Consider the following 22,445-nt stretch of genomic DNA (forward strand, 5'->3'; position numbering starts at 1 on the left):
CGTTCCCGATCATCCGGCGACGGGTGGGCGCGAGCCGGCGCGAGGAGCGGTGTAGAGGTGCTCACCCACGCGTTTCACGAGCCGCGCCATCTCGTACGCCACGAGGCCGATGTCCGCGGTGACGGCCGTGAGGACGGCCAGGCAGGAGCCGTCTCCGGCGGCCGCCACGAAGAGGAATCCGTCGTCCATCTCCACCATGGTCTGGCGTACTCCCCCGGTGCCGAAGTGGCGGCCCGCCCCCTTGGCGAGGCTGTGGAAGCCGGAGGCGACGGCCGCGAGATGCTCGGCGTCCTCGCGTGCGAGGTCGGTCGACGCACCGACGGCGAGTCCGTCGTTGGACAGCACCACCGCGTGTCGTACCTCATGCACACGCAGCACCAGGTCGTCCAGCAGCCAGTCGAGTTCTCCGGACCGTCCGGTGGCCCTGGTGGTCGGGTCCTGGATCATGCGGGGTCTCCTTCGCTGCTGTCTCTGCCCGTCGCGGGGCCATGGGTGACGCCTCGTCCGGGTGCCCTGCCGCCGCCTCGCGCCCAACCGTCGCGGTAGGACGCCATACGGTCCCGTACGAGTTCGGGGGTGCGGTCGTCGTCGGCCCCGTGGCCCGGGGCCGGTTCCGGCCTGCCGCTGTGCCGGTCGCGCAGTTGGGGGGCGAGATGGGCCTGCCGTGTCCGGCGTGGCAGTTCACCGGTGGGGTCCGGCTCCTGCGGGGGACGGTGCTGCCGCAGGGCGGTGACGCCGGGCGGGGGCGGTTCGGGCGGGGCGCCCGCCGTGGACTCCACGGCGGAGGCCACGGGAGCCATCAGTGCCCGCCGGTCGACGGACTGCTCCACGGGGTCCTGGCGTGGACCGGCGTGCACGCGCGCGTACTCCCGTTGCTCGGGCTGCCGCTGTGCCTCGACGGTGGCTCCGAGGGATCGTGCCGTCGTGCCGTTGTGCAGCAGAGCGGTCGGCAGGAGGACCACGGCTGTGGTGCCGCCGTAGGGAGAGGGCCTCAGATGGACCTTGATGCCGTGGCGGGAGGAGAGTCGGCTCACCACGAACAGTCCGAGACGGTCGCTGTCGAAGAGGTCGAGGGCTTCCGACTGCTCGATCCTGCGGTTGGCCTCGTCGAGGGTCTCCTTGCCCATGCCGAGTCCGCGGTCCTCGACCTCGACGGCGTACCCGTTGCCGACGGGTTCCCCGGTGATCCGCACGCGCGTGTGCGGTGGTGAGAACTGGGCGGCGTTCTCGACGAGTTCGGCGAGAAGGTGGATGAGGTCGGCGACGGCTGCTCCGGCGATCCCCACCTCGGGCAGTTGCCGTACCTCCACGCGCGCGTAGTCCTCGATCTCGGAGACGGCGGCGCGGACGACGTTCGTCAGGGAGACCGGCATGCGCCAGGCCCGGCCCGGTGCCGCCCCCGACAGGATGATCAGGCTTTCCGCGTGGCGTCGCATCCGAGTGGTGAGGTGGTCGAGCCGGAAGAGGTCGCTGAGCTCGTCGGGGTCCTCGGACCTGCGTTCCATGCTGTCGAGGAGGCTCAGCTGACGGTGGACGAGGACCTGGCTGCGGCGGGCGAGGTTGACGAACACCCCGGAGATGCCGCCGGCCAGTTCGGCGCGCTCGACCGCGGCGCGCAGGGCGGCCCGGTGGACGACGCGCAGCGCCTCGGCGACCTGGCCGGTCTCGTCCTCTGCGGCGAGCCCCGGCGGGGCCTCGGCGTCGATGTCGATCTCCTCTCCGGCCCGCAGTTTCCGCATGGCGTGGGGCAGTTTGCGGCGGGCGATCTCCAGGGCTCCGTTGCGCAGGCTCACCAGCTCGACGACGAGTCCGCGCCCGATGCGTACGGAGATCACGAGCGACGCGGCGACGGCGGCGAGACCGAGGAGCACGGCGGCACCGGCCGGGGTGAGCAGCGCGCGCGTGAACGGGTCGGCCCGCTCGGCGACGTCGCGCCCGGCGTCGGCCTCGATCCTCCGCATCCCGTCCCGCACGCGCGTGTGGGCCGACTGCCAGACATCCTCCGGGGCGGCGGTCAGCGCCTTGGTGCCGGGACGGCTTGCGAGCACCTTGTCCTCGACGGCGCTCAGGTCGGTGTAGGCGGCGCCCTCGGCGAGTTCGCCCCATGCCGCCCGTTCGGGGCCACGGAGGTCGGCGGCAGCGGCTTCGGTCAGGGTGCGGCGGGTGCCCGCGGCGCCGACGAACAGGCGCAGTCTTTCGCCGTCGAGGGTGCCGGAGGGCCGTGCGCCGGCCAGCAGCGCGTCCTCCTGGGCGAGGGCCTCGGCCGCGCGGGAGAACTCGAGCAGCACGCGCGCGTCGGAGCCCGCTTCGGCGTCCTGGATGCCGCTGAGGGCGCCGCCCACACCGAAGGCCGTGGCGATGGTCGTGGTGTACCTCTGGTACGTCTCTGCCCAGCCGCTGCGACGGTCCAGCACCGACGCGCGCAGGGGGCGCAGTCGCTCGGCACCGGAGACGAAGGCCGCGAGCCGCTCGGCGACCCCGGCGGGCAGGCCGAGTCCGTCGGCGACAGTGTGCCGGCCGCCCAGACGCAGTCGGGCGACCGCGCGATCGGAGGCCCGAGAGCGTGTCTGCAGGTCGCTCCCGTGTGCGTCGGAGGGCCTCGTGGTGTACCGCACTGCGGCGGCACGCTCGGCCTGGAGCGCGGCGACCGCGTCGGCGACCGGGGCGCGCACGGAGGCGTCGACGCGCTGGAGCTGCCGAAGCCGGGCGACGTCCTGAGCGGTGGTGACGGTGGCGTACGCCCACAGGGCGAGCAGGGAGACGACGGGCACCATCAGCAGGCAGATGATCTTGGCTCGGACGGTGCGGGGGCGTATGTGCGGGCGGCCGGCGCGTCTGGGTGGTCCGGTTGTGGGAGAGCCGGTCTCGTCGGGGGCGAAACCCTCGTCGGCCGGTGGTCCCGCGTGGGCGCGGCGTCCGCGCGCCGCGGGCCGGGGTGGCGTCTCGGCGCCGGTGGTCGAGGTCCTGCCGGGTGTACGCATGGCCTCCTCGCTCGGAGTGGTCTGGGTGTGCCTTCGTGCCGCCGAGGTGCGCTGCTAGTGGGCGGCGGCGCTCCCGACGGGCCGTTGGGCCGACGCGGAGGCCTCGCGTTCCCCGGCCGTCGGCGACAGCGCGACGAACGCCGAGGTGAGGAAGAGATAGGACCCGAGGCCGACGGCGAGGGGGAAGATGAACTGCATCGCCGTGGCCCCGGGCAGGCTTTCGCCGGAGGGAGCGACCTCCACGCGCACCGCCCACATGGCGGTGTAGTGCATGCTGCTCACCGCGCCGCCCATCACCAGGGAGGCGACGGTGACCGCGAGGGGCGACCTGATGTTGAGCGCCGCCCACAGTGCGGCGGTGGCCGCGACGACGGCGATCACGACGGAGAGCGCGACGAGCGCCGGGTCGTAGGTCACCTCGCCGTGCATCCGCACCGCCGCCATGCCCAGGTAGTGCATGCTGGCGACGCCCAGTCCGGTGGTGAGACCGCCGAGAAGAAGCGCCCGTCCGCGGTTGCGGCTGTAGCCGACGGCGAAGACTCCGCCGCAGACGACGGCCATGGCGACGAGCAGGCTGAGGATGGTCAACGGCACGTCGTAGCGGAGTTCGGTGCCGCTCACACCGAAGCCGAGCATGGCCACGAAGTGCATGGTCCAGATGCCGGTGCCGATCGCGGACGCGGCGGTGACGAGCCAGTTGCGGCGGGCGCGGCCGGTGGCAGCCAGCGCACGGACGGTGCAACGCAGTCCGAGTGCCGCGCCCATGCAGGCCATCACGTACGACAGCACGGGGGTCAGCCAGCCGAAGGTGGCGTGGTCCAGGTGTCCCATGGCTCCGGGACGCTAGTGGGAGCACAGGTGCACGAAGGGGGCGCATTTCGAAAAGTGGTGGAAGGTGGCGCATAAATGCGTCGGAACGATCGCCTTACGTTCGAACATGCACACCGCCCCCGCTCACCCGACGGTGGGGGATCATGCGGAGCATGAGCGACGACCACACCCACGTCCAGGAGTTCTTCACGGCACGGGCCGCCGACTGGGACGCCCGGTTCCCCGACGACGGGCCTGCCTACGCCGCCGCCGTCGCCGACCTCGGCCTGCGGCCGGGTGACCGGGTGCTCGACGCGGGCTGCGGCACGGGTCGGGCCCTGCCGCCGCTACGGGCGGCCGTGGGACCCTCCGGCGTGATCCTCGGGGCGGATCTGACCCCGGCGATGCTGGAGGCCGGCGTACGAGCCGGGCGGCACCTCGACGGGCAGCTGCTGCTCACGGACGTGGCGGCACTGCCGTTGCGCACGGGGTCCCTGGACGCGGTGTTCGCCGCGGGGCTCATCGCACATCTCGCGGACCCGGCGGGGAATCTCCGGGAGCTCGCGCGGGTGGTCCGGCCGGGCGGAACGTTGGCGCTCTTCCACCCGATCGGCAGGGCCGCGCTCGCGGCGCGCCAGGGGCGGCAGATCACCCCGGCCGATCTCCGGGCGGAGGCGAACCTCGGCCCGCTGCTGACCGGTTCGGGCTGGCGCATGACGTCGTACGTCGACGAGGACAGCCGATTCCTCGCGCTCGCCGTACGCACCGCCTGACCCGCGGCGCAGCCCCTGACCGGCACAGTCCCAAGATCGCGACGTCGCCGCTCGGCCCCGGCCCCGACCCGAGGACGGACCCAGGGACGGACCCTCTTCTGTCGCCGCGCCTCCGTCGCTACGTTGAGTAGGAACACATGAACGTTATGTGAAGACCGAGATGGGGGAAGGTAGCCCTTATGTTCGACAGGCTCCGTAAGTCCTTCGACCGGTTCCTCGACTCGACGCGCACCGAAGCGACATCGCAGGGGGAGAAACGCACGCACAACCTGTTCGAGGCGGCGGCCGCCTACATCTCGGCGTGCGCCGACGACGACCAGGACCGGATCGACGAGACCGTGACCTGGGTGTCGCCGGAGGCGCTGTCGTTCGGCGTCAGCGAGCTGGCGTGTCGTGCGGTCATAGCGTTGGCACGTGAGCGGGACGAGTCGCCGCAGACGGTGGCGCGGTCGCTTCTGGGGCTGCCCGCCGCCTGAAGGGGTGAGACGCACCGGTCGATTCGCCCCTGTCCGGCCGGAACCGCAGCTCTGCGTGGGTTTCACTCTCGTGACAAGCGCCCGCCGGGCGCATTAGGGTGCGCCGACGGACGAGCGAGAGCAATGGGAGGCCGGCATGGCCGGGACGGACGATGACGCCGTCGCCGCCGGGGACGACGACGCACTGTATGTGCTGACGGCGGTGCTGCTCACGCCCGCGAACTTCCCCAGCGTACTGGGCGACGACTACCCCGAGGCCTGCGCGGCGCTCGGTCTCGCCCCGCTCGCCGACGGTTACGGGATCGTCCTGGGCCAGGACGGCGACGGCGCCCGGTGGACGGTCGCGGTGGACGACGTGTCACTGGTCGCCGTGGCTATCGCCTCGTGGGACTGCGGTATGGAGTACGACCTGTCGCCCGACGAGGACTCGGTGGTGGCCGCGCTGCCCGGCTGGCCCCTCGCGGTGGCCGTGGCCGCTCCCAATGTGCCGGCTCCGCATGACCCGGACCCGGAAGTCTCCGATCTGCCGCCGCTGAGCCCGCCGGACACCACGGTCTGGGGGCCCGCACAGCGGCGCCTGGGCGCCGATGAGATCGCGCTGCAGTGGAGCACCTGGCGGGAGCAGATCGACGATTCCGCCTTCACCGGACAGAACGGCGCGAGCGCGGCGGCAGCCGGAGACGCCGCCGAATCCGGCCGCGACGAGGGCGGCGTCCGCTCGGGCATCCGTCGAGTCCTCGCCGAGGCACGCGCCTATGTCGAGTCGCCGCCGCCCCTTGGACGTGTGCGCTCGTCGTTCGCGCCGGGTGACGCGCGGACTCTCCGTGCCGACGGTCCCGGGTGGTCGATGGTGGCCAGGACCGACGACATCGCCTTCGTCCTTCTCGACGACGAACCGGGGGAAGTGCTCCCGGTGGGGCGGGGCGAGGAACTGCCCGGCCTCCTGGAGTCCCTCGACAAGATCGCGGTACGCCCCAACTGAGTGCGGGCTCGCCCCAGACTCTGCCGCGTGTCACCGGCCCGGCCGCGGGCCGGTGACACCTCAACGCCCGAGCTCCTTGCGGCCGACCCGGCGCAGCCTGCGTCGCTGCGAGGGGTCAAGCGTCAAGTACGCGGCCGTGGGGATTCCCAGGACTATCAGGAGATTGGCCCAGAACGGGAACGGCAACAGGAACAACAGGACGATCCCGATTGCCGCACCCCCCGCGACGATCTTCGTGCTCTTCGACATCTCCGTCGCCTCCTTCGCGGCCCGCTGCCGCTCTCTGTCCTGAAAACGGGCTGCCGCTCCCCGCAGTTCCGGACCACGACCCTGACGCAACCCTGACTCCGCCCCCGGCGCAACCCTGAGACGCCTTCGACTTTTCTCGGCATCACCCTTACGCCGCGGCTCGACCACCTCGAATCACGCGCCCGGGACGTTTGAAGTGCGGTACCCTCGGCGATTCCGTATGCAGTAGTCAAATTTGAGGAGTTCAGCATCTCTGTGCCGATGAACCTCGCGGCGTCCCCTGCCGATGTCTCCGAGCTGGCCCGATGTCATGCCGCTTTCGTGGCCGACGACCCGGCCCGCACCGGCCGTTTCGTCTTCCGGCGTACCGATGGCGCGGCGCCTCCGCCCGTCGCGGTGGGTTCCGCCGGGGAGTCGACGGTCGTCCGGCCCGGCGAGACGGGCGTCGAGCTGGTGACGGTTCCCGTCGTGTCGCTCCCGGTGAGCGCCGCCCTGCCGGTGCTCACGCGCGCGCGTGCGACGGCGGGCGCCGACCGGTCGACCGTCTTCTGGGGCACCGCCGCCGTCCTGGCCCTGCAACTCGTCGCGCGCGGACTTCTGTTGCCCGGTGTGACCGCCGCGGGCCATGACGCATGGCGGATCGGCCCACTGCGGGCGGAGGACCTGGAACGGGTCCGCGAGCTGGCGGCGGCGATGCCGCCGGAGGCGCACGCCGTGCCCGTCGACCACACCGCGCCACTGCGTCTGCCGGACCCCGAGCGGCTGCTGCGCGCGTTCCTCGACACGGTCGCCGACTCGCTGCCCCGCTCCCCCGCCGCCGCCCTCGCGGCAGGTGGCCCTGCCTTCGCGGCACGGGAACCGCAGTCCGTGCCCGAGCAGCGCGCCTGGGCCACCGATGTCGCAGCCGGTCACGACGCGGGGGTTCGCCTGTCGCTGCGCCTGGAGGTCCCCGGACTGGCCTCGGCCGACCCGGACGAGAACCGGTTGTCGTTCCGGGCCGTCCTCCAGGTGCACAGCGTCAGCGACCCGGCGCTGGTCGCGGACGCCTCCGCCGTGTGGGCCGGTGCCGAGGCGTTCGGCCCGCGCGCGCGGATGGACGCCCTGCTCGCGCTGCGCCACGCGGCTCGCGCTTGGGCCCCGCTCTCCCCGCTGCTCTCGGCCGCCGTGCCGGACGCGGTGGATCTCGCCGACGAGGAGGTCACCGACCTGCTGGGCGAGGGGGCTCGGACGCTGGCCGCCACAGGTGTCGACGTGCACTGGCCCAAGGAGCTGGCACGGACGTTGACCGCCCGCGCGGTCATCGGTCCGCCGGACGGCGAACAGCACGACGAGCAGGCGGCCGATACAGGCAGCCCCACCACGACCGGTCCCGGTGGGTTCGCCTCCGGCACTCCGTCGTTCCTGTCGGCCGACGCGCTGCTCACCTTCGACTGGCGGTTCTCGCTGGGCGATCAGCGGCTGACCCGCGAGGAGCTGGACGCGCTCGCGGAGGCGAACCGCCCCATGGTGCGTCTGCGTGACCAGTGGGTCCTCGTCGACCCGGAGGAGATCCGCCGCGCCCACGCGCAGCGGGACCACAAGCTGTCCCCGGTCGACGCGCTCGGCGCCGCCCTGACGGGCTCCACCGAGATCGACGGACGGATGGTCGACGTGCTGCCCACGGGCTGGCTGGCCACTCTGCGGGAGCGGCTGTCGGACCCGGAGGGGCAGGTACCGGTCGGGCAGCCGTCGGGGCTCTCCGCGACCCTGCGCGGCTATCAGCTGCGGGGTCTCGGCTGGCTGGCACGGATGACGTCGCTGGGGCTGGGCGGCTGCCTCGCGGACGACATGGGGCTCGGCAAGACGATCACCCTGATCGCCCTGCATCTGCACCGGCAGTCCGACGCCTCCTCCGCCGGCCCCACGCTCGTGGTCTGCCCGGCCTCGCTGATGGGCAACTGGCAGCGTGAGATCGAGAAGTTCGCGCCCGGTGTTCCGGTGCGCCGCTTCCACGGCACACGGCGCAGCCTGGACGCGCTGGCGGACGGAGAGTTCGTTCTCACCACGTACGGCACGATGCGGCTCGACGCGTCACGGCTCGGCGACATCCCCTGGGGCATGGTCGTCGCGGACGAGGCACAGCACGTGAAGAACCCGTACTCGGCCACGGCGAAGGAACTGCGCACCATCGGGGCACGCGCGCGCGTGGCGCTCACGGGCACGCCGGTGGAGAACAACCTGTCCGAGCTGTGGGCGATCCTCGACTGGACGACCCCGGGGCTCCTCGGCCGGCTCGGCGCCTTCCGCACCCGGTACGCGCAGGCCGTCGAGGGCAGCCGGGACCCCGCCGCCGCGGAGCGGCTCGCCCGCCTCGTACGGCCGTTCCTGCTGCGGCGCCGCAAGTCGGATCCGGGCATCGCCCCGGAACTGCCGCCGAAGACCGAGACGGACCGCGCCGTGTCGCTGACCAGGGAGCAGGTGGGCCTGTACGAGGCATTGGTCCGCGAGACGATGGCGGAGATCGCCCGGGCCGACGGCATGGAACGGCGCGGACTGATCGTGAAGCTGTTCACCGGGCTCAAGCAGATCTGCAATCACCCGGCGCAGTTCCTCAAGGAGGAGCGGCCCCGGATCGCCGGCCGGTCGGGGAAGTTGGAGCTGCTGGACGAACTGCTGGACACCATCCTCTCCGAAGGGGCGAGCGTGCTGGTGTTCACGCAGTACGTGGGGATGGCGCGGCTCCTGGAGCGCCATCTGGCGGCGCGTGGCGTGCCGACGCGGTTCCTGCACGGCGGCACATCGATCCCGGAGCGCGAGGCGATGGTCGAGAGCTTCCAGAAGGGAGGAGTGCCCGTCTTCCTGCTGTCGCTGAAGGCGGCCGGTACCGGTCTGAACCTGACCCGCGCCGAGCATGTCGTGCACTACGACCGCTGGTGGAACCCCGCCGTCGAGGCCCAGGCGACCGACCGGGCCTACCGCATCGGCCAGACGCGGCCGGTGCAGGTGCACCGGCTGATCGCGGAGGGCACCATCGAGGACCGCGTCGCGGACATGCTGGTCCGCAAGCGTGCGTTGGCCGAGGCGGTGCTCGGTTCCGGCGACACGGCCCTCACCGAACTGTCCGACGCCGAACTGTCCGACCTGGTGGAACTGCGAGGGGACGCACGATGACGGAACGCAGCGGACAGAACGAGGAACGCACGTTCGCCGCGCTCGCGCCGGTGCACGGGCGTGGATTCGCGCAGACGTGGTGGGGCCGGGCCTGGCTGAAGGCGCTGGAGGACGCAGCGCTGGACTCCGGGCAGCTCAAGGAGGGGCGCAGACTCGCGCGCGCGGCAGCCGTGGGCGCCGTGGCGGTGCGCCCCGGACGGGTCACCGCCGTGGTCCAGGACCGGGACGGCACGGCCCGTCGCGCCGATGTCCTGCTCCAGCAACTGTCCGAGGAGCACTGGGGCCGTTTCCTCGGGATGGCCGCGGAGCGGTCGGGGCACATCGCCGCCCTGCTCGACCGTGAGATGCCGCCGCATCTTGTCGAGGACGCGGCGACGGCCGGGGTCGACCTGCTGCCCGGGCTCGGAGACCTGGAGGCGGAGTGCGACTGCGGCGCCTGGGACCACTGCGGGCACACCGCGGCGCTCTGCTATCAGGTGGCGCGACTGCTGGACCAGGATCCGTTCGTCCTGCTGCTGATGCGGGGCCGCGCCGAGCGGGCGCTACTGGACGAGCTCCAGGTCCGCAGTGCCGCCCCCGAGGCCGAGGAGCGGAGCGCACGGGAGAGCCCCGAGGACGGCCTGGACGCCGCCGAGGCGTACGCGGCCGGGGACATCCTGCCTCCGCTCCCGGAGCCGCCCGGGCTGCCCGCAGATCCCGGTCTGCCACCGTCCCTCGACACCGAGGTACCGCCGGGGCCCGGTGTCGACCCGGGCGCGCTGGAGTTCCTGGCGGCGCGGACGGCCCAGGAGGCCCACAGGCTGCTGGCCGAGGCCCTGCGCGACGGCCATGATCAGCAGGCTGTCGCGTCAGAACCCACACCGGATCAGGACGCGGTGCGCCTGGCCGCAGGCGACCCGGAGCCGAGCGTCGCGGCACGGCTCGCGGAGGGCTCCGGGCGTGGCCGGGAAGGGCTGGCGCTCGCGGTCCGCGCCTGGCGGTACGGCGGTGCGGCCGGGCTCGCCGTCCTCGACGAGGAGTGGCATGTCCCGGCGGAATCGCTCGCACGCGCGCGTGCCGCCCTGGAAGCGGCCTGGGACGACGACGAACGGCCACGGCTGCGCGCCGCCCACAACCGCTGGACCGCGGTCGGCGGCTCCGCCCAGCTGCGCCTCGGACGGGACGGCCGCTGGTGGCCGTACCGCAAGGAGCGGGGCCGCTGGGCACCGGCGGGCCCGGCCGCCCACGATCCGGCGACGGCACTGGCTTCGGTCGACACCGAGGCCTGAGCGTGTCACGGAGGCGCAAGCCCGTGGGAGAAGCGCGCGGGCCTCGGCAAGGTGACCGCCCCTCCCGGGCGGCGGGCCGAACCCGCCGCCCGGAACGACGGGAGGCCCGCCACCGCTGCGAGCGGCGGGGGCCTCCCTCACGCGCGCGTGATCAGCCGCGGGCACCCAGCAGGTGGTCCATCGCGAGCTGGTCGAGCTGCTCGAAGGCCATACCGCGGGCCGCTGCGGCCTCCGCGTCGAAGTCCTCGAACGCTGTGGGGTCCGCGAGCAGCGCCTGCAGACCGTCGGCGGCGGTCGGCTGGGCCAGCTGGTCCAGGCGGGCCGCGCGCAGGGCTTCCTGGACCTGCGGGTCGGCACGGAAGGCCGTGGCACGCTCCTTCAGGATGAGGTAGTTGCGCATGCAGCCCGCGGCCGACGCCCACACCCCGTCGAAGTCCTCGGTGCGCGGCGGCTTGAAGTCGAAGTGCTTCGGCCCCGCGTAACCGGCGCTCTCCAGGAGGTCGACCAGCCAGAAGGCCGAGCGCAGGTCACCGGCGCCGAAGCGCAGGTCCTGGTCGTACTTGATGCCGGACTGGCCGTTGAGGTCGATGTGGAAGAGCTTGCCCGCCCACAGGGCCTGCGCGATGCCGTGCGGGAAGTTCAGCCCGGCCATCTGCTCGTGGCCGACCTCGGGGTTCACGCCGTACAGCTCCGGGCGCTCCAGACGCTCGATGAAGGCCAGGGCGTGACCGACCGTGGGCAGCAGGATGTCGCCGCGCGGCTCGTTCGGCTTGGGCTCGATCGCGAACTTCAGGTCGTAGCCCTGGGAGGTGACGTATTCGCCCAGAAGGTCGAAGGCCTCCTTCATGCGGTCGAGCGCCACGCGCACGTCCTTGGCGGCACCGGACTCGGCGCCCTCACGGCCGCCCCAGGCGACGTAGATCTTGGCGCCGAGCTCGACCGCCAGGTCGATGTTGCGGATCGTCTTGCGCAGCGCGTAGCGGCGGACGTCCCGGTCGTTGGCGGTGAAGGCGCCGTCCTTGAAGACGGGATGCGTGAACAGGTTGGTGGTGGCCATGGGCACCGTCATGCCGGTGGTGTCCAGGGCGGCGCGGAAGCGCTTGATGTGCTCCTCGCGCTCACTGTCCGAGGACCCGAAGGGGATCAGGTCGTCGTCGTGGAAGGTCACGCCGTAGGCGCCCAGGTCGGCCAGACGCTGCACCGTCTCCACAGGGTCGAGGGCGCGCCGGGTGGCGTCGCCGAACGGGTCCCTTCCCTGCCAGCCGACGGTCCACAGACCGAAGGTGAACCTGTCCTCGGGGGTGGGCTGGTAGTTCATGCCGCGGCTCCTTGCGCTCCGACCATTTCGTCATGGCGATTTACAAATTAGTATGCGGACGCGTCTCTGGGAAGACAAGATGTCGCCCGTCGGACGCATCAGCCGCGTCGGCGGCAGTCACGAGCCCGCTTGAGAGGGAGAGCCCGATGTCAGCAGCCGAGGGTCCGCTCGTCGTCGGTGTGGATTCGTCCACACAGTCCACCAAGGCCCTGGTCGTCGACGCGTCGACCGGACGGGTGGTCGCGAGCGGGCAGGCCCCGCACACCGTGTCGTCCGGCGCGGGCCGGGAGAGCGACCCGAGGCAATGGTGGGACGCGCTGTGCGAGGCGTTGCGCCAGTGCGGTGAGCCCGCCCGGGAGGCCGCGGCGGTGTCGATCGGCGGTCAGCAGCACGGCCTGGTCACGCTCGACGCCCAGGGCGACCCGGTGCGCCCCGCGCTGCTGTGGAACGACGTGCGTTCCGCGCCGCAGGTGCGCCGGCTGGTGGCGGAGCTGGGCGGCCCGAAGGCCTGGGCCGAGCGCACCGGAAGCGTCCCCGGCACGTCCTTCACCGTCACGAAGTGGGCCTGGCTCGCCGAGAACGAGCCCGAGGCGGTCCGCGCCACCGCCGCCGTCCGGCTGCCGCACGACTATCTGACCGAGCGCCTCACGGGCCAGGGCACGACGGACCGCGGTGACGCCTCCGGCACCGGCTGGTGGGCTTCCGGAACGGAGGGGTACGACGAGGAGGTCCTCGCCCATGTGGGCCTGGACCCGGCGTTGCTGCCCCGTCTGGTCCGACCCGGCGAGGTCGCCGGCACCGTACGGGACGCCCACGACCTGCCGTTCGCGAAGGGCACCCTCGTCGCCCCGGGCACCGGGGACAACGCGGCCGCCGCGCTGGGCCTCGGCCTGCGGCCCGGCACACCGGTGCTGAGCCTCGGCACGTCCGGCACGGTGTACGCCGTGTCGAAGCACCGCCCGGCCGACCCGACCGGCACGGTGGCGGGCTTCGCGGACGCCCACGGGGACTGGCTGCCGCTGGCCTGCACCCTGAACTGCACCCAGGCCGTCGACCGCGTCGCCGCGCTGCTGGGCCTGGACCGCGAGGCCGTGGAGCCCGGCACGAGCGTCACCCTCCTCCCCTACCTGGACGGCGAACGCACCCCGGCCCTCCCCCACGCCTCAGGTCTCCTGCACGGGCTGCGGCACGACACGACCGGCGGACAGCTCCTCCAGGCCGCGTACGACGGTGCCGTGCACTCGCTGCTCGGTGCCCTCGACCTGGTGCTCGACGCGGACGCGGACCCTTCGGCTCCGCTGCTGCTGATCGGCGGCGGCGCGCGGGGCACGGCGTGGCAGCAGACCGTGCGACGGCTGTCGGGGCGTGCGGTGCAGGTCCCGGAGGCCAAGGAACTGGTCGCGCTGGGCGCGGCAGCGCAGGCCGCGGGGCTGCTCACCGGCGAGGACCCGGCCGCGGTCGCCCGCCGCTGGGACACCACGCGCGGGCCGGTGCTGGAGGCGGTGGAGCGGGACGAGGAGACGCTGGCCAGGATCTCCGGGGTACTCTCCGACGCGGCGCCGCTGCTGGAGCGCGAGCCTGGCTGCCGCTGACCGGGCAAGGGGCGCCTGAAGTGGGGAGATACGCTTCCGGCATGATCTGAGGGGCATCAGCCACGACACTTCGAGAGGAACCGGGGGAGGTATGACCGCACCGCTGCACGAGGCGCACCCGAGCAGTCCCGGCCGCCGCCTGCCCGACACCCAGCAGGGCATGCGCCGCCGCAACCTCTCCCGGGTCATGCACACCGTCAACGCCGAGGGCCCGCTCTCCCGTGCGGCGGTGGCGTCGCGCATCGGCCTCACCCGGGCGGCTGTGTCCACGCTGGTGGACGAGCTGATCCGGGCGGGGCTCCTGGAGGAACTGGGTCCGGAGCGTCCCGGCCGGGTCGGCCGCCCCGGTTCGGCGCTCGCTCTCAGCGGACGTGGTCCCGCCGGAATCGGCGCGGAGATCGGCGTCGACCATCTCGCCGTGTGCGCGGTGGACCTGCGCGGCGCGGTACGCGCGCGTGCCGTGCGGCACGGGACCAACCGCGGCCGCGCCCCCGAGCCGGTGATCGACGAGCTGACGGCGCTCGTACGGCAGGTCGTCGCCGAGGCCGAGAAGGAGGGCCTGTGGGCGGCGGGCCTCGCGGTCGCCGTGCCCGGACTGGTGGCGCGGGACGCCCGCACTGTGGTCCGTGCCCCCAACCTCGACTGGCGGGACACGGACCTCGGCGCACTGCTCCCCGACGGGCTGGCGCTGACCGTCGACAACGAGGCCAACTTCGGCGGCCTCGCCGAACTCTGGCTCGGCGCCGCGACGCCACGCGACTTCCTGCATGTCTCCGCGGAGATCGGTATCGGTGGCGCGGTGGTCGTGGACGGCCGGCTGCTGCGGGGCACCCGAGGCTTCGCGGGCGAGCTGGGCCATGTGCCCGTACGACCGGAGGGCCCGCAGTGCGCGTGCGGGGGGCGTGGCTGTCTCGAGCAGTACGCCGGCGAGGAGGCCGTGCTGCGTGCGGCCGGGCTGGAGCCGGGCGAGGACCGGGTGGAGCTGCTCGCGGAGCGGGCCGCCGCCGGGGACCAGGAGGTACGTCGGGCGCTGCGCGGCGCCGGTACCGCGCTGGGTATCGCGCTGACCGGCGCGGTCAATCTGCTGGACCCCGAGACGGTGGTCCTGGGCGGTGCCCTGGCCGCTCTCGCACCCTGGCTCGTCCCGTCACTGGAACGTGAGCTGGCCGGGCGGACAGCGGGACCCGCATGCGCCGTGACCGTGTCGCGCCTCGGCTCCGAGGGACCGTTGCTGGGCGCGGCCCATTCGGTGGTACGGGCGGTGCTCGACGACCCGGCGACGGCCGGGGTGCGGGCGTAACCGCAGAGGTCCCCAGCGGTTACGGGCCAAGAGCGCGGGTGCGCCGAAGAGGGAGAACCAGTCCTCGAGTCCTGGGCTGCCCCGGCCCTCTCACCCCTGAAGGTGGCGGAGTTATCCACAACGGCTCGCTTTTCCACCGTTTTCCCCACGCCTCGACGGCGTATCGGCTGATCGCCGTACCGTGAATCACGTGAGGCGCAGCCGTTCGACCTGCGGATGCGTCTCACACACGGGCGCCCCTCCCCGCATATCGGATTCAGCCTCCTCTGAAAGGCAGACACCATGGAGCGAGCCGAAGCGTTGCCGAGCAGGCGGCGGCTGCTGAAAGGCACCGCTTTCGCCGCGATCCCCTACGCGTTGCTCCCGAGTCCCCGCGCCACTGCCCACCCAGCGCCCGTGGACCATGCTTTCGCCCTGTGGGAGCCGGCGAGCGAGGCAAACTACACGGCGGCGGACCGCCCGACGAGCCACTCCGTCGACCTGGTGATCATTCACGTGACGCAGACGACCTACAAGAACACGATGCCCGTCTTCTGGGACCCGGCGAAGCAGGTCTCCGCGCACTACGTCCTGCGATCGGCCGACGGCAGAGTCACCCAGTGCGTCCGTGAGCGGGACATCGCCTGGCACGCGGGCAACTGGGACTACAACGCACACAGCATCGGCATCGAGCACGAGGGCTGGGTCGAGCGCCCCGCGTACTTCACCGGTGCCATGTACGCGCAGTCGGCGGCGCTCGCCTCGGAGGTCTGCGACAGGTACGGCATCCCCAAGGACCGCGACCACATCATCGGCCACCACGAGGTGCCGGGCACCGACCACACCGATCCCGGGCCGCACTGGGACTGGGCCCGGTACATACGTTTGGTCAACGCCGGCTGAGGCCGTGGAGGCGGATCCCGCCGGGTATGTCTCATGGCTTGTCGGGCGCAGGTGCGAGGTTGACGATGGACCCTGCCATGCACGGAATGCCGGGAGGCCGAGTTGACCGATTCATGGGTGGCTCTGGAGCCGGGAGCCGACCCTGTCGAGCGAGTGCGGGTGCTGCGCCGAGCGCACGAGGCGTTCACCCAGGGCGGCGCGGTGACGCGGCCGGTCCGTTCCGTGGTGGCCGACTCGTGGCGCCGCTCCGCGAAAGCCGGCGTCGGACCGGAGGGCACCGCGCGTGTGGAACTGACGGACGGCGACCTCGGTTCCTATCGTGCGGAGCATCCCCTGGCCAGGGTGATGCCGCTGGTCCGTGAGTTGCTGGGCACGTTCGCGGCGGACGGCGAGCATCTGCTGGCCGTGTGCGACGCGCAGGGCAGGTTGTTGTGGGTGGAAGGACATCCGGCGACCAGACGCCGGGCGGACGGGATGAACTTCGTGCCGGGGGCGCGCTGGGCTGAGGCCGAGGTCGGGACCAACGCGCCGGGTACGGCCGTCGCCGTCGACCGGCCTGTGCAGGTGTTCGCGGCGGAGCACTTCATACGGCAAGTGCAGCCGTGGACGTGTGCGGCGGCGCCGGTGCACGATCCGCGCACCGGGCGGGTGCTCGGCGCGATCGACATCACCGGTGGCGACCGGCTGGCACACCCGCACAGTCTGGGTTTCGTGCAGGCGGTGGCTCGGGCCGCCGAGTCCCAGTTGGCCCTGCTCGCACCGCCCGGCGCCCCTGGTGACGCACTGGAGCTGACGGCCCTCGGTCGGGACGAGGCCCAACTCCTGCTGGCGGGAAGGAAGGTGAGGCTCAGCCGACGACACAGCGAGATTCTGGTGCTGCTCGCCCGGCATCCGGAAGGGCTGTCCGGCGACGAGTTGCTCTGTGCCCTGTATGAGGACGAGTCGGTGACGCCGGTGACGTTGCGGGCCGAGCTGGCGAGGCTGCGCAGACTGCTCGGCCCCGGGTTGCTCGGTTCGCGACCGTACCGGCTGATGGTTCCGGTGGAGTCCGATGTGGCGGTCGTGGAGCGGAGGTTGGAGACGGGTGCGGTGACAGCGGCCGCGACAGCGTACGGGGGCCCGCTGCTGCCTGGTTCGCAGGCCCCGGCGGTCGCCCGACTGCGCCACAGGCTCACCGAGGGACTGCGCACGGCTCTCATAGCCCGCCGCGATCCCGACCTGCTGGCCGACTGGGCGCACGCGCCCTGGGGCGAGGAGGACCTCGACATATGGCGCGCACTCGCGGCCGTACGCCCCACACCGGCAGTACGCGCACGGTTGCGGGAACTGGAGACGGAGCTGAGGGCGCCGGCGGGCTGGGCACACCGGAGACGTACCTGAGAAACGGCGGGGCGGAAGGGCGGAGGGGAGGGAGGGGGGAGGAGGGAGGAGGGAGCTGCGTGCGGGAGGGCAGAGGCGTCCTTGCCACGGACCGCAGCGCAACGTCGTTGCAACCGTCGGATTCCTAGCCTCCACACGAGAGCCGCCCAACGGCGGGTGGCGCTTCTGGGGAGGCAGGTATTCCATGACCCGTTTCGCAGCACCTGGTACGGATGGTGCGGTCGTCTCCTACGAGGCGCGGTACGACCACTTCATCGGCGGTGAGTACGTGCCACCGGCGCGCGGGCAGTACTTCGAGAACCCGAGTCCGGTGAACGGGCTGCCGTTCACGGAGATCGCGCGGGGTACGGGTGAGGACGTGGAACGGGCGCTGGACGCGGCGCACGCGGCCGCGCCCGGCTGGGGTCGTACGTCGGTGACGGAGCGTTCGGACATCCTGCGGAAGATCGCCGACCGGATGGAGGCGAACCTGGAGAAGCTGGCGGTCGCCGAGAGCTGGGAGAACGGCAAGCCGGTGCGCGAGACGCTGGCCGCCGACATTCCGCTCGCCATCGACCACTTCCGGTACTTCGCGGGGGTGGTGCGCGCGCAGGAGGGTTCGCTGGCGGAGCTCGACAACGACACGGTGGCGTACCACTTCCACGAGCCGCTGGGGGTGGTCGCGCAGATCATCCCGTGGAACTTCCCGATTCTCATGGCGACGTGGAAGCTGGCGCCGGCGCTGGCGGCGGGCAACGCGGTCGTGCTCAAGCCGGCGGAGCAGACTCCGGCGTCGATCCATGTGTGGATGAGCCTGGTCGCGGACCTGCTGCCGCCGGGTGTTGTGAACATCGTCAACGGGTTCGGGGTGGAGGCGGGGAAGCCGCTGGCGTCGAGCTCGCGGGTGGCGAAGGTGGCGTTCACAGGTGAGACGACGACCGGACGTCTGATCATGCAGTACGCCTCGGAGAACATCACGCCGGTGACGCTCGAACTCGGCGGCAAGTCACCGAACATCTTCTTCGACGACGTGTGCTCGGCGAACGACGACTTCCGCGACAAGGCCCTCGAAGGCTTCACGATGTTCGCGCTCAACCAGGGCGAGGTGTGCACGTGCCCGTCGCGGGCGCTGGTGCAGCGTGGACACTACGCCGAGTTCCTCGAGGCGGCCGTGGCCCGCACGGAGCAGATCAAGACGGGGCACCCGCTGGACACCGACACCATGATCGGCGCGCAGGCGTCCAACGACCAATTGGAGAAGATCCTCTCCTACCTGGACATCGGCAGGCAGGAAGGCGCCAAGATCCTCACGGGCGGAGAACGCATCGAGCACGGTGGCGAGTTGAAGGGCGGCTACTACGTCCAGCCGACGATCTTCGAGGGTGACAACCGTATGCGGATCTTCCAGGAGGAGATCTTCGGGCCGGTCGTGTCCGTCACGTCGTTCGACGACTTCGACGACGCGATCAAGATCGCCAACGACACGCTGTACGGCCTGGGGGCCGGTGTGTGGACGAGGGACGCCAACACGGCGTACCGAGCGGGCCGTTCCATCCAGGCGGGCCGCGTCTGGACGAACTGCTACCACGCGTACCCCGCGCACGCCGCGTTCGGTGGCTACAAGGGCTCGGGCATCGGCCGCGAGACCCACAAGATGATGCTGGACCACTACCAGCAGACGAAGAACCTTCTTTGTTCTTACAGCCCTCAGAAGCTTGGTTTCTTCTAGAGCCTGAAGTCGGGTTGCTTGGAGGCATCGTTGCGCTCCAAGCAACCCGTCATAGAAGATACTCACTGTAATCAATTGGGTTTCCAGAGCTACAGTCTGGCGTCCAGGGGAGTTCCCACCGGACCATTCGCGGACCAAAGATCTCCGAAGGACCCAACCCACGAGCCGCCCCTCATGAGCGCAGCGATCCGTCGATACCGGTAAGCAGCGCCGAACCGTCGGCACCCGTACTTCCGTGTCAACGCCTCCACGGGCGGCGGCAAGTCGGTGACTCTGCGGTCATCGCCCTCCTCTTGAGGGCCAAGCGCTACCGGGCGCGCCGGGTGGTGAAGGGCTGACCTTGTGGAGGCGGTGGTTGAGGTCGAGGCCGCTGTCGAGCATCGCGAGGACATCGAGGTGGCGGTCGGCGGGCACGGTCGCCACCCGGCGGCGGTCGCGGCCGACGCGGATGGTCGGGTGGGCGCTCGCTGGGCCGTGCGACGCTGACCGGGCCGTCGGGGGTCCCTGCTGCCAGCCGAGTTAGCGGGGTGGTGGCGGCGCGGTTGTCGAGGAGCTGGTTGATCGGGTCGGAGGGGGTTCGGACGTAGTCGAGGAGGTCCTGGATCTCGTAGTCGTTCGCCTCGTACCGCCGTGCCCAGCCGTCGATGTGGTGCTGGGCGGTCCACTGCCGCAGGCCGGCCGACCGGTGCCCCAGGCGGGCGGCGTCGCGGCCGAGGAGGTGGGCGATGCGTCGGGAGGTGATGCCGGAGGTGAGCAGGGTCAGAGCCTGCTCGGTGTAGACGCCGTGGCGGATGTGCCAGGCGGTGTGCGTGTTGAGCCTGGGTGCGCCGGGAGAGAGCGCAGGGCCGGCGGGTTCTGCGTGAGCGTGGCCGCGGGCCTGCTGCGGGTGGGGGGCCACCAGCCGTATGGCACAGCGACTGAACGGTCATGATCGGTGACGGCTACCCACCGTCACCACCGAATACGGCCAGACCTACATCTCGAACAGTTGCAGCTGCCCTTCAGTGTCGACGTCGAGTGCCTCCGACTCCAGGTTCGGCACAGGCTGTTCCACCGGCGATGCGTTCTGCGCGTCATCCAAATCGTCCGAAGCACCGGATTGGCCCGCCGCCCCTGCGTCTGCCGTGTCCGCATCGTCGTCCTTCGGTGTCGGCAGGACGTGCTCCTGTGCCATGCCGGCCAGGTGAAGTGGCAGGGGCAGGGCAAAGGCCTGGTCGTAGTCCGAGGGCTGGCGCAGAACATGGGTGAGGAGCGCGAGGGACCTCGGGTCGTCGCCGTCGTCCCGATGGCAACCGACGACGGCGATCTCCAGCAGCCCCGGCATCCAGGCCGCCTGGCCGGTGTCGATGGTGGGTTCACCCTTGCGCTTGCCCTGGGCGATCGGCCGGGGCGAAAGCTTGTCGGCGGTCACCGCCGCGTGCTTGAACTGCACGGGCTTGGCCGTCGTACTGAAGAACACGCGGGCGTCTTCAGCGGCATCCTCTGGCACCCACAAGCCCTGCTGGATGCCGTTCGCCTTGCCCTCCGGGGCTCTCCCCCACCACTGCGGAGTCTCGTTCCGGGCGCCTGCGCGGATCCGGACCATCCGCAGGTCGGGGTCGAGGCGACGAGCGGGAGCAAGGCCGTCCTGCAGGCGATCCCGTTCGATCCTGCCGTCCTGGAGCCAAGCTCAGTGCGAGCGGGCGTTGTGCGCCTCGGCGAACAGGACGGTTGGTGCGGTGCGCAGGGAGGCACGCAGACCCTGAAGCCACTCGGCGGCCTCACGGCGCTGCCGTTCGCGTTCTTGGTAGCGTTTCGGGCGCTCGGTCCCACTTTCCGTCTGCACCTCAGAGGTGTCGGCCTCGTCATCCTGTGAGCTACGCCGGCTGGGCGGAACCGGCTTGACCTCAGCTTTTGTGGTCAGCCTCAGCAGGAGTTCGGGGTAGGGGGCCCAGGCCCCTGCGCCGGAGCGTGCCTCGGGGTCCCAGCCTTCGACACGGGCCGCGTCGGTGCCGGCCGGATCGGGGGTGATCATGACGCCGACAGGGAGGTACGCTGCCCAACGATTCCGGGTCGTACGGTTCTTGCGGACCCAGGCGGCTGCGGTCGGCGACGGGCCATCTGGCGATCGCGGCCGGGTGGCTGTCCTACGATTCCGCCCCGCCGACGCCCGCAGCCTCTACAACGAGGCGTTGGCCGCCGCCCGGGTCGCCCACGACCCGGGCCTTGAGGGGCACGCCTTCGGCTGCGTCTCGCTCCTGGCCAAGGCATCAGGCCGTCCCCGTGAGGTGATCTCCGCAGCCCAGGGCGCGCAGACAGCGGTGAGTCGTACGGCTCGGCGCGGATGCTCTCGTTGTTCGCGATGCGGGAGGCCGGTGGCTGGGCGCTGCTGGGCGACCCGAGCGCCACAGATCAAGCGATCGTGCGTGCTCACCGGCTCTACGCCAAGGGGCCGAGCGACGCCGATCCTGACTGGCCGGAGTTCTACACGCCCGCCGAACCGGCCGGGCTCGAAGCCCTCGCGCGGGCAGACCGCGACCAGCACGAAAGGGCCGCGGCCGGCTGAGCAGGCCGTCTTGCCGCACGGCGATCAGTTCGCACGCAATCGGGCCTTGTACCAGGCCCGACGTGGCCATCCCACATGCGGTGCGGAGTCGCTCATGGGGTGCGGGGCCTTGGGACGGCTGGTACGTCATCGCTCCGGTGGACGCGTGTCACAGCTTGCGCGTGCGACGGGCGTGGACCGTTCACGGGCGATGACGCGATCTTCCGCTGCATTCGGAATCAGGTCTCCGGGGCCAGGCAGGCCGGGACGAGGTTGGCGGAGGGCGCCGGGTCGGCGAGCTCGGCGGCGGCGCGTTCCGGGCCGAGGAAGGGGGCCAGTACGGAGAAGGCCAGGCCGGGCAGCAGGCCGGGCAGCTCGGCGGTTCGGTCGGCGGCGATCCGCCGGTAGATCGCGGAGTACACCCCGCCGATCACCATGTCGACCAACTCCTCGGTCGGAATGGGAAGTTCGGCCTCGTGCAGGTCGGTGAAGAAGTCCCGGAAGCGGGCCAGCAGCTCCTCGCGTGCCTTCCGCCCGGCCGGGCCGACCGCGTCGATCTCCACGATGGCCATGGCGGCGAAGTCGGGCGCGTTGGCGAGGATGCCGAGCAGCGCGCCGAGCCCGGCGCGCACCCGGCCCGGCCAGTCGGAGGCCTGGGTGTGGGCCTCCTCCATGGCGCTGAAGACCAGGGAGGTGCCGTACTGGTGGGCGGCGAGGAAGGCATCCTCCTTGCCCTTGAACAGCTCGTAGAAGACCGGCCTGGTCACGCCTGCCGCCTGGCAGATGTCGCTGACCCGGGTGCGGGCGTAGCCGACCTGGGCGACGGTGCGGACGAAGCCGTCCAGGAGCCGGTCGCGCTGGTTGGCGGCGACCACCTCGGGCGGGGTGCGGCGCGGTCCACGCCGCAGGGAACGCTCCGGATCGCGTCCCGCGCGGGTACCGGGCAGCACCAGTGGAGGCCGTGCCGACGAGCCTGCTGCCATTCCGCATCCTTCCTCGAACTTGGGCGCGCGCCTTCTTGTACGCGTGCCTTGACTTGAATACCCGTCAGG

The 22,445-nt window shown here is 71.7% G+C and carries 17 protein-coding genes and 1 pseudogene; 11 read left to right on the plus strand and 7 right to left on the minus strand.

The genetic code is table 11. The features are described from left to right. Positions 1–9 precede the first annotated feature (9 nt). The 3 genes from M8J73_RS25050 to M8J73_RS25060 are packed head-to-tail and all read right to left on the minus strand — an operon-like array spanning position 10 to position 3,812. Positions 10–447, minus strand: a complete 438-nt coding sequence (locus M8J73_RS25050; protein ID WP_055541711.1) for a roadblock/LC7 domain-containing protein — start codon at positions 445–447, stop codon at positions 10–12. Then, a complete protein-coding gene (locus M8J73_RS25055; RefSeq protein WP_249829080.1) occupies positions 444–2,981 on the minus strand; it encodes a sensor histidine kinase in 2,538 nt (845 codons plus the stop codon). Before M8J73_RS25055 ends, M8J73_RS25050 begins: the two co-directional genes overlap by 4 nt. Before the next feature lie 54 nt (positions 2,982–3,035). Then, positions 3,036–3,812: an MHYT domain-containing protein gene (locus M8J73_RS25060; RefSeq protein ID WP_055542843.1), complete on the minus strand. Its 777-nt coding sequence runs from the start codon at positions 3,810–3,812 to the stop codon at positions 3,036–3,038. Positions 3,813–3,964: 152 nt separating this feature from the next. Between M8J73_RS25060 and M8J73_RS25065 the strand changes: the two genes are divergently transcribed. The 3 genes from M8J73_RS25065 to M8J73_RS25075 all read left to right on the plus strand — a co-directional run bounded on the left by M8J73_RS25065 (position 3,965) and on the right by M8J73_RS25075 (position 6,022). Beyond that, positions 3,965–4,564 (plus strand): class I SAM-dependent methyltransferase, encoded by a 600-nt coding sequence (locus M8J73_RS25065; protein ID WP_055542844.1) that lies wholly within the window; start codon positions 3,965–3,967, stop codon positions 4,562–4,564. A 179-nt stretch (positions 4,565–4,743) separates the two neighbouring features. Further along, on the plus strand, positions 4,744–5,040 hold the full coding sequence (locus M8J73_RS25070; protein WP_055542845.1) for a hypothetical protein: 297 nt from the start codon (positions 4,744–4,746) through the stop codon (positions 5,038–5,040). Positions 5,041–5,176: 136 nt separating this feature from the next. Next, positions 5,177–6,022: a hypothetical protein gene (locus tag M8J73_RS25075; protein WP_055542846.1), complete on the plus strand. Its 846-nt coding sequence runs from the start codon at positions 5,177–5,179 to the stop codon at positions 6,020–6,022. Between the two features lie 60 nt (positions 6,023–6,082). Here the strand turns inward: M8J73_RS25075 and M8J73_RS25080 are convergent, their stop codons facing one another. Continuing rightward, on the minus strand, positions 6,083–6,271 hold the full coding sequence (locus M8J73_RS25080; protein ID WP_055521015.1) for a tail-anchor membrane protein: 189 nt from the start codon (positions 6,269–6,271) through the stop codon (positions 6,083–6,085). Between the two features lie 261 nt (positions 6,272–6,532). Between M8J73_RS25080 and M8J73_RS25085 the strand changes: the two genes are divergently transcribed. Further along, positions 6,533–9,421, plus strand: coding sequence for an SCO1167/SCO6262 family helicase (locus tag M8J73_RS25085; protein WP_249829088.1), 2,889 nt, complete (start codon positions 6,533–6,535; stop codon positions 9,419–9,421). After that, positions 9,418–10,689: a hypothetical protein gene (locus M8J73_RS25090; protein ID WP_055542285.1), complete on the plus strand. Its 1,272-nt coding sequence runs from the start codon at positions 9,418–9,420 to the stop codon at positions 10,687–10,689. Before M8J73_RS25085 ends, M8J73_RS25090 begins: the two co-directional genes overlap by 4 nt. A 151-nt stretch (positions 10,690–10,840) precedes the next feature. Here M8J73_RS25090 and xylA read toward each other — a convergent pair whose 3' ends face one another. Next, positions 10,841–12,007, minus strand: a complete 1,167-nt coding sequence (gene xylA, locus M8J73_RS25095; protein WP_055542286.1) for a xylose isomerase — start codon at positions 12,005–12,007, stop codon at positions 10,841–10,843. 146 nt (positions 12,008–12,153) lie between these two features. Here xylA and xylB point away from each other — a divergent pair, with 146 nt between their 5' ends. From xylB to exaC, 5 genes are all read left to right on the plus strand, one after another. After that, positions 12,154–13,599 carry a xylulokinase gene (gene xylB, locus M8J73_RS25100; RefSeq protein ID WP_249829081.1) on the plus strand — a complete coding sequence of 482 codons (1,446 nt, stop codon included), beginning with the start codon at positions 12,154–12,156 and terminating at the stop codon, positions 13,597–13,599. A gap of 91 nt (positions 13,600–13,690) precedes the next feature. Further along, complete coding sequence (locus M8J73_RS25105; RefSeq protein WP_249829082.1) at positions 13,691–14,899, plus strand: ROK family transcriptional regulator; 1,209 nt, start codon at positions 13,691–13,693, stop codon at positions 14,897–14,899. Positions 14,900–15,181: 282 nt separating this feature from the next. Continuing rightward, positions 15,182–15,781 (plus strand): N-acetylmuramoyl-L-alanine amidase, encoded by a 600-nt coding sequence (locus M8J73_RS25110; RefSeq protein ID WP_055542701.1) that lies wholly within the window; start codon positions 15,182–15,184, stop codon positions 15,779–15,781. A gap of 102 nt (positions 15,782–15,883) precedes the next feature. Beyond that, complete coding sequence (locus M8J73_RS25115; protein WP_206188050.1) at positions 15,884–17,161, plus strand: helix-turn-helix domain-containing protein; 1,278 nt, start codon at positions 15,884–15,886, stop codon at positions 17,159–17,161. A gap of 184 nt (positions 17,162–17,345) precedes the next feature. Continuing rightward, a complete protein-coding gene (exaC, locus tag M8J73_RS25120) occupies positions 17,346–18,869 on the plus strand; it encodes an acetaldehyde dehydrogenase ExaC (protein ID WP_249829083.1) in 1,524 nt (507 codons plus the stop codon). Positions 18,870–19,842: 973 nt separating this feature from the next. Here the strand turns inward: exaC and M8J73_RS25125 are convergent. Further along, positions 19,843–20,883, minus strand: a pseudogene (locus M8J73_RS25125) (RNAseH domain-containing protein). A gap of 309 nt (positions 20,884–21,192) precedes the next feature. Between M8J73_RS25125 and M8J73_RS25130 the strand changes: the two are divergent. Further along, entirely contained in the window at positions 21,193–21,414 is a 222-nt protein-coding gene (locus M8J73_RS25130; protein ID WP_157873232.1) for a hypothetical protein, read from the plus strand. Positions 21,415–21,632: 218 nt separating this feature from the next. Here the strand turns inward: M8J73_RS25130 and M8J73_RS25135 are convergent, their stop codons facing one another. Next, positions 21,633–22,376, minus strand: a complete 744-nt coding sequence (locus M8J73_RS25135) for a TetR/AcrR family transcriptional regulator (protein WP_063799266.1) — start codon at positions 22,374–22,376, stop codon at positions 21,633–21,635. Between the last annotated feature and the right edge of the window lie 69 nt (positions 22,377–22,445).

It is taken from the genome of Streptomyces neyagawaensis, assembly GCF_023516595.1.
GTDB lineage: Bacteria > Actinomycetota > Actinomycetes > Streptomycetales > Streptomycetaceae > Streptomyces > Streptomyces neyagawaensis.